Consider the following 7,959-nt stretch of genomic DNA (forward strand, 5'->3'; position numbering starts at 1 on the left):
TGAGGCCGGGACCGCCGGTCAGGGCAGTGGGCGCGGGTGCTCGTGGTCGAGCAGTGGTGCCATCAGGTCGCCGATCCGTGCGACGCGCTCGGTGACGTCCGGCGCCCGGAACACCAGGTCCACCGGCTTCCGGCACTCCTCGACCTCGTCCCAGGTCACGGGTGCCGACACTGTCGGCTCGGCGCGCGCCCGCAGGGTGTAGGGCGTGGCGGTCGTCTTCCGGCCCGCGTTCTGGCTCCAGTCGACGAACACCTTGCCGGGCCGCAGGCTCTTCGTCATTCGGTGCACCACCAGCCCGGGCAGTGCCTTCTCCGCCTCCAGGGCCAGATCCTTCGCGTAGTCGCTGACCTCGTCGGACGGCGTCGGCGCGACGGCGGCCAGCAGGTGCAGTCCCTTCGACCCGGACGACTTCGCGTACGCCTCGAACCCGTCCGCGGCCAGCCGCTCGCGCAGCCACAGCGCGACCTCGCAGCACTCCACGACCGACGCCGGCGCCCCCGGGTCGAGGTCGAACACGATCCGGTCGGCGATCCCGGGCGTGCTGATCGTCCACTGCGGAGTGTGGAACTCCGTCACGAGGTTCGCCGCCCACATCAGCGAGGCCAGGTCCTGGAGGAGGACCATCAGGGCGGGCCCCTCGGTGCGCGGCACCTCGGCGGTCCTGACCCAGCCGGGCGTACCGGGCGGCACGTTCTTGGTGAAGAACACCTGCCCGTCGGGTCCGTCGGGGTAGCGAAGGAAGGAGACGGGCCGGTCGCGCAGGTGGGGGAGGAGTACGTCCGCCACCGTGGCGTAGTAGTGCAGCACCTCGCCCTTGGTGAACCCGGTGGCCGGATACAGCACCTTCTCCAGGTTGCTCAGCGCGAGCCTTCGCCCCTCCACCTCGGTGATCGGCGTCATACGATGAGAATCCCACGAAAACGGCACAAAAACGTCTCACGGTGATCGGAAGGGTGCTGCACGTGCGATCGATATGGAACGGCGCGATCTCCTTCGGCCTGGTCAGCATCCCCATCAAGCTCGTGAACGCCACGGAGAACCACGCGATCTCCTTCCGCCAGATCCACCTCGACGACGGCGGACGCATCCGCTACCGCAAGGTCTGCGAGCTGGAGGACACCGAGGTCGCGACTTCGGAGATCGGCAAGGCCTACGAGGAGGCCGACGGCACCATGATCCCGATCACCGACGAGGACCTCGCCTCGCTGCCCCTGCCGACCGCCCGGACGATCGAGATCGTGGCCTTCGTGCCGGCCGACCGGATCGACCCGCTCCAGATGGACACGGCGTACTACCTGTCCGCGAACGGCGTCCCGGCGACCAAGCCGTACGTCCTGCTCCGCGAGGCCCTCAAGCGCAGCAAGAAGGTGGCCGTGGCGAAGTTCGCGCTGCGCGGCCGCGAGCGGCTCGGCATGCTGCGCGTCGTCGACGACGTGATCGCCATGCACGGCCTGCTCTGGCCGGACGAGATCCGCGCGACCGACGACGTGGCCCCGGACGACGGCGTCACCGTCCGCGACAAGGAACTCGACCTGGCCGACGCCCTGATGGACACGCTCGGCGAGGTCGACCTCGACACCCTGCACGACGACTACCGCGAGGCCGTCGAGGAACTCATCACCGCCAAGGCCGAGGGCCACGAGGCTCCGGCGGCCCCCGCGGAGAAGGACGGCGGCAAGGTGCTCGACCTGATGGCAGCCCTCGAGAAGAGCGTGAGCGCCGCCAAGAAGTCCCGGGACGGGGACGGCGCGGGGGACGGGGACGCCGAGGTCCACCCCCTGCCGGCGGGCAGGTCGGGAACCCGCGGGTCGGCCCGTACGGCACCCAAGGAGGTCGGCGGCAAGAAGTCGACGTCCACCGCGAAGAAGACGGCCGGCAAGAAGACCGCGGCGAAGAAGACCCCGGCCCGCAAGGCGGCCACCAAGACGGCGGCCAAGACCTCCGCGGCCTCGGCCAAGTCCTCCGGAGACACCGCCGCCGCCTCCCGGACGGCGGCCAAGAAGACCGCCGCCAAGAAGACGCCGGCGAAGAAGACGACGGCGGCGAGGAAGAAGGCGTCGGCGTAGGAATCGGGGCGGACAACGGGAGCCGGAGCCCGGGGTTCGGGGTTCGCGGTTCGGTCGAGGGGGGACCTCGGCCCGGCGATCTATCGCTTCTGGTCGGCTGGGATGTGCACGGCGGGATGTGTACGGCGGGACGTGCACGTCCGTCGAGGCCGGTGAGCGGGGCAACCCAGCGGCCGCCGTTCTCGCCGAAGCCCGCCGGCCGCTGCTCTCGCCGATGGGGGCGGTCCGCGCGCGAGCGGTGCCGTCCGCGCGCGGAGCCCCTGTCACCCCTCAGGCCGTGCGGCGCAGCGCCAGCACCGCGTTGTGGCCGCCGAAGCCGAACGAGTTGCTGAGCGCGAGGTCGCCCCGCGCGGGCAGGGCTCGCGGGGACTCGGTCACCACGTCCAGCCCGATGGCCTCGTCCTGCTCCTCACACCCGATGGTCGGCGGGATGAGCCCGTGGTGGAGCGTGAGAACGGTGGCGACCGCCTCGACACCGCCCGCCGCACCCTGCAGATGCCCGAGGTGTCCCTTGAGCGCGGTCACCGGAACGTCCTCGCCCAGCACGGCCCGCACCGCGGTCGCCTCGGCGAGGTCGCCCTCGGTGGTGGCGGTGGCGTGCGCGTTGACGTGCACGACGTCGACGGCATGGCCGCCCGCGTCCCGCACCGCGCGCCGCAGCGCGAGCGCGACCCCGCCGCCGGACGGGTCGGGCGCGGCCATGTGGTGGGCGTCGGCGGACAGCCCCCAGCCTGCGGCCTCGCAGTAGATCCGCGCGCCCCGGGCCCGCGCGTGCTCCTCCGACTCCAGGAGCAGGAAGCCCGCGCCCTCGCCGTTCACGAAGCCGTCGCGGTCCTTGGCGAACGGCCGGGACGGACTGACGGACCCCAGCTCGTGGGTGGACAGCGCGCGCATCGAGGCGAACGAGGCCATGATCGCCGGCGTGATCACGGCCTCCGCGCCCCCGGCGAGCGCCACGTCGACCCGCCCGTAGCGGATGCGGTCGATGGCCTGGCCGATGGCCTCGGTGCCGGAGGCGCACGCGCTCGTCACCGTGCGGGCCTCACCGGTGATCCGCAGCGCCAGCGACACCTGGGACGCGGGCTGCGACGGTACGGTCATCGGCGTGGTGAGCGGGGACACCGCACGCGGTCCCTTGTCCCGCAGCTTGCGGTCGCCGCCGACGAGCACGGAGGCGTCCCCGAGGATGGCGCCGACGCTGACGCCGACCCGCTCGGGATCGAGTCCGCTCTCCACGGTCCCCGCCTCGTCGAAGCCGCCGTCGCGCCACGCCTCTCGCGCGGCGAGCACCGCGAACTGCGCGGCCCGGTTCATCCGCCGCGCCTGGGGCCTCGGCAGCAACTCGGCGGGATCGACGGGCACGCGGCCGGCGACCCGTACCGGCAGGCCGTCGAACTCCTCGTCCGTCAACTCCGTTATCCCGCACCGCCCGTCGACCAGCCCCTGCCACAGCTCGCCGACGCCGACGCCGAGCGGGGTCACCGCGCCGACCCCGGTGACGACGACCCGCCGCGGCACGACACCGCCGGCGACGCTACGACGCGGACGCGGGAAATGCCGTACGACGTGACCGCTCTCGACGGCCCGCCCGACCTCCTCGCGCAGCCCGGTGTCGGAGACGGGCACCGCACCCCGGTCCTCCAGATCCCGGTGCCAGCGGCCCCAGCGCCGGGTGTACGACACCTCGACGGCGGCGGGGTCGACGACGCGCAGCGAGGTGACCCGGTCACCGTCGCGGAACTCCACCCCGTCGAGATCGGCCGAGGCGATCTCGGGAATGCCAGCGACGTCCATCCGCCGACAGGCCACGGTCACTTGGTGCCCCCGGTCGAAGACGTGGTCGCGGTCTCTTCCCCCGAGCGGCGGACGCAGGGTCACCCGGATCGTGTGCGGCGTCTCGGGGAGCGTGTGCATCACCGCGTACCACTCGTCCCGGGCCACATCGCTCTCGGACAGGGCGAGAAGGTCACCCGGAACGACCTCGGCGACAGAGACGGCGTGAGGCTGCACGGGAACGTCGGAAGAATTGCGCATGGGTTCGCCTGCCTTCGCTGTGGGGGGTGGGAGAAAAATCCCGCCACAACAGTCGGCGAAAAGTCCGAATTTGCCTAGACGTACCCCCCGTATTTGTGCGAAAGGTCACGAAAGCGTGCGCTCAATTACCTACGCCGGGGAATGGGGTCGGGCGCACCGAAATCCACCATTGAATTCTGAACAAAACCTGCCGCGCCGCAGGTGAGCAACCATTCGGGGGCACGCGCGATGCGAGGAACCTCTTATTCGGCGAGCGGTTGCGCATATGCCGAGCGGATATGCGCAACGTGACGTGCGACTCACGCATTCGGCGCGGAAATCGGCGGCGGGATGTTCCGTCGGAGAATAGAGACAACACCTCTGAGGACAGAACCGTGAGGCTGGTCACGGCCATGAAGTACGCGCATCAAGTACGGGCATCAAGTTCGTCAGCAGGCGCGGACATCACATCAGTCGCGGGCATCGCATCGCGCGTGGACGTCAGGCGGCCTGGACCCGCGCTCGCGCCACTTCCACGGACAGGTCGTTGTCCATGGTGTAGTACGGCCTCACCTCGCACCCGTCGACATCGGTGGACGGGTAGACGAAGACCTCCTTGCGGTCGGCGACGTCGTCGAGAAGGCGGCCGACCCGGACAGCCGGTGCGGAGGCAGCGGGGCGCACGTGCACGTCCCAGACACCCTCACCGGACACGGGCCCGGCCAACTCGTCGCAGCCGACGGTGAAGGAGAAACCCAGTCCGTCGTCCTCGACCCGCGGTTCGACCTTCCGGACCGTGTCGGTACCACGCACCCGCATGCGGACGACGGCACCGGCGCCGAACGACGCTCCGTGCAGCCGGCCCGTGACGTCGATCGTCCCGTCGTCGGTGACCACGATCCGGTCCGCCTCGGCGTGCGCGGCGCGCAGCCACGTACGGACCGAGAGATAACCGGACTTGGTCACGTACGGCACTCGCACCTCGACGGGTGAGGACCGGTCCCGGGCGCCACCGTCGACGAGCACCCGCAGGTCCCTCGCCCCCGGGCGCAGCCGCTGCGGCTCCCCGTCCGGCTCGTCGAGGAGATAGACGTCCCAACGCCCCTCGTCGAGCGACGTGTTGTCCTCCAGGACGCCGACGAGACGCCCGTCCTCGGAGGGCTCCAGGTCGAGCACGTGCGGCGCCTTCTCCGGCCGCCCCTTCTTCGGCCTTGGCTGCAGGAGCAGTTGGGGATGGGCGGCCGAAGGCAACCGCACACCGAAGGTGATCCGTCCGTCGGCACCCACCGTGCACCCGACACGAGGCTCCGGCTCGATCGACGTGGTCATAGCTCCACCTTCCGGCTCGCGTCGTCCTGGCTGCTCTTACTGCTCTTGCCCTTGTTCTTCCGGGCGTCACGGGCGTCGCGGAAGGAGAAGCGCTGCGCCACGAGGCTCTGGTAGAGCCCGTCACGGCGTGGCTCGGCGGGCCGTCCGGCCCGCTTGGCGGCGAGCACCTCGGTGAAGAACCGCTCGGCCTGCTCGACCACGGGCTCGGGCGCGAACCGGCGGGAGTTCTCCCGGGCGGCCTGCCCCATACGCCGCCGTCTCTCGTCGTCGTTCACGAGCTCCAACAGGGCTCCGCCCAGGGCCTTCGGGTCCCCGACCGGAACCAGCCGGCCGTCGACACCGTCACGGATGATCTCGCCGGGACCGTGCGGGCAGTCGGTGCTCACGACGGGTAGCCCGTTGCGCATCGCCTCGACGATCGTCATGCCGAAGGCCTCGAAACTGGAGGAGGCCGCACCGATCGACGCCTTCACCCATTCCCCTTCCATGTGGGGCACCGCCCCCATGAGGAACACGTTGTTGACGAGCCCGAGGTCGGTGATGATCTCCCGCAGCCGTGCGTGTTCCTGACCTTTGCCGTAGATACGCAGTTGCCAGTCGGGCCGTTCAGCGACCACGTGGGAGAACGCTTCGATGAGCAGGTCGTAGTGCTTCACCCTGACCAGCCGGCCGGCCGCCACGACCACCTTCGACGTCCCGTCGGCGGGCGGCAGCTCGGGGTCGGGGACGCTGTTGGGCAGAGCCTCGACCCGCACCCCGGGCAGCCGCATCTTGCGCGCGTAGGAGGCGGCGTCGGCGGAGGTGACGGTGGTGAGCGCGTCGAGCCGTCGATAGGCACCCCGGAGAACCGTGCGCAGCTCCGGCGAATGACTGTCGAGCGTGAGGTGCTCCTGCCCGATCCGAACGACCCGCTCGGGCGCCTGGAGCGCGAGATGCACGTTGAGCCCGGGCCGCGTCCCCACGACCACGTCGGCGTCGACCTTGTCCAGGAACGCCGCGATGCGCTGATCGGTCAACTCGCTGTACTGCTCGTACCGCCGCTCCGAGTCCGGATACACCCGCGAGGGCCGCAGATGCAGCGGATGCTCCTTCTCCTCCCGCAGATCGACCAGCCCACGCAACGAGACCCGGTGATCCAACACGAGGCTGGGACGCTCCCGCGTCCGCAAGACCGAAACAACCTCCACACTGTGCCGCTCCGCCAACGCAGCGGCCAGATTGAAGGTGGTACTGATCGTGCCCCCTATCCCATAGGCGTTATGGATCAAGAACGAGATCTTCATGCCGTACTAGACGAACGCAACCCCCAAAGGGTTGCCGTTCGATACCGATCCTTACCTATGCCACACCTCGGGGGGTGATGTTCCGGTTGGGGGGAGGGGGTGACAGCGAAGAGTGGGAAAAGCCTCCGTCTCGGCTTCCAGCACACACCGAGGCCGGTGCTGATGACGCTGGATGTCCCTCGGCGGGGGCACCAGATCCGGCCGGGATTCGGCGGACATAGCGGCACCAGGATGCGGCCTACCTCGGATCTTCGACCATCGTCGCCACTGCGCGTCCCTCGCGAAATAATGGCCCACCGGCCGTGCACTCCGTTGCTGTGGGCGGGGTGATCAAGGGGGCGGCCGCCAGGCGCCGAGTTTGTGCCGGTGAGCGGACAAGCTGGGGCGAGGCGCTCGCGGCGGCCCAATTCCGTCGGCCGGCACGACGCCCGACGGTCCCGCCCGCCGGAGGGCGTAGCAAGGCCTCCGATCATCAAGCTGTCAGCAGGTCGGTGGATGCAAGGGGAAGCGAACTTTGTTGGATTCCTCCCTGTGGACCGAGTCCGCATGCCATACGGAAGCGCACCGAGAACCTGTTCCGGGTCTCTGTCGCAGACGTCGAAGGGCTTATAGAACGCCTCCTTGCATCAGTCTCCAACGCCCCTGACGGGGAGGCCGGGAATCTGAGAAGTAGTGCTCTCGATCTAAGCGCCCGAGCAGAGAGCAGCTGAACGGGACCTGACGATGCGGTAGGAGCGAGGGAGTCAGCTAGCGGCCATAGTCCGAGTCGGCAGTTTGGAGGTTCTGCAGGCTTGAGTCGTGGAAGTGCGGATGTGTTGCGCAGAGCAGGATTAGCTGGAGCTCTTGAGCGGAGGGCGCCGTGCGGCTGCGCAGGCGCACGTTTAGGAGCACCGGTGTGCACCGAGCGGGGTCAGCGTGCTGTGCAACAGAACGGCTCGTACTGAGGCTCGGTTTGGGGTGTCGGCCCGGGGGCCCGGTTGGAGCGGGAGTGACGGCAACGCGAGGAGTGATGCCTGTTCCGCTCATCCACTAGCGGGGGAGGTGTACGCAGTACGGCACTCCTCACCAGTGTGATGCCTGTGCCGACAGGGGCGGGGCTGCCGCGTGCCGTTAGATCGGAGCTCCGCTGCAGGGTGCGCACTGGAGAATCGGGCCACGGAGGTGCGCATCGATTCCGCATTCTGCTTGTGGTGCGCAGTCGAAGCGTGCGCAATGCCACGTGCGCGGGTGCGCAATGCAAGGCATGGTACCGTCCCCGGTTGGCCGAC

The 7,959-nt window shown here is 69.6% G+C and carries 5 protein-coding genes; 1 reads left to right on the forward strand and 4 read right to left on the reverse strand.

Annotated elements, in window-relative coordinates; translation table 11 throughout:
* Window positions 1-18: 18 nt before the first annotated feature.
* Complete coding sequence (gene ligD / locus AB0C62_RS04680; RefSeq protein WP_362969604.1) at window positions 19-900, reverse strand: non-homologous end-joining DNA ligase; 882 nt, start codon at window positions 898-900, stop codon at window positions 19-21.
* A gap of 62 nt (window positions 901-962) precedes the next feature.
* Between ligD and AB0C62_RS04685 the strand changes: the two genes are divergently transcribed.
* Entirely contained in the window at window positions 963-2,066 is a 1,104-nt protein-coding gene (locus AB0C62_RS04685; protein WP_362969605.1) for a Ku protein, read from the forward strand.
* A 270-nt stretch (window positions 2,067-2,336) separates the two neighbouring features.
* On the opposite strand, the gene AB0C62_RS04690 is transcribed toward AB0C62_RS04685, so the two are convergent.
* The 3 genes from AB0C62_RS04690 to AB0C62_RS04700 all read right to left on the reverse strand — a co-directional run bounded on the left by AB0C62_RS04690 (window position 2,337) and on the right by AB0C62_RS04700 (window position 6,691).
* The gene (locus AB0C62_RS04690) at window positions 2,337-4,100 is read right to left on the reverse strand and encodes a beta-ketoacyl-[acyl-carrier-protein] synthase family protein (protein WP_362969606.1); all 1,764 of its coding nucleotides are present in this window, start codon (window positions 4,098-4,100) and stop codon (window positions 2,337-2,339) included.
* A gap of 480 nt (window positions 4,101-4,580) precedes the next feature.
* Window positions 4,581-5,408, reverse strand: coding sequence for a transferase (locus AB0C62_RS04695; protein ID WP_362969607.1), 828 nt, complete (start codon window positions 5,406-5,408; stop codon window positions 4,581-4,583).
* Window positions 5,405-6,691: a glycosyltransferase family 4 protein gene (locus tag AB0C62_RS04700; RefSeq protein ID WP_362969608.1), complete on the reverse strand. Its 1,287-nt coding sequence runs from the start codon at window positions 6,689-6,691 to the stop codon at window positions 5,405-5,407. Before AB0C62_RS04700 ends, AB0C62_RS04695 begins: the two co-directional genes overlap by 4 nt.
* Window positions 6,692-7,959: the final 1,268 nt, after the last annotated feature.

The organism is Streptomyces sp. NPDC048643, from assembly GCF_040650615.1.
Classification (GTDB): Bacteria; Actinomycetota; Actinomycetes; order Streptomycetales; family Streptomycetaceae; genus Streptomyces.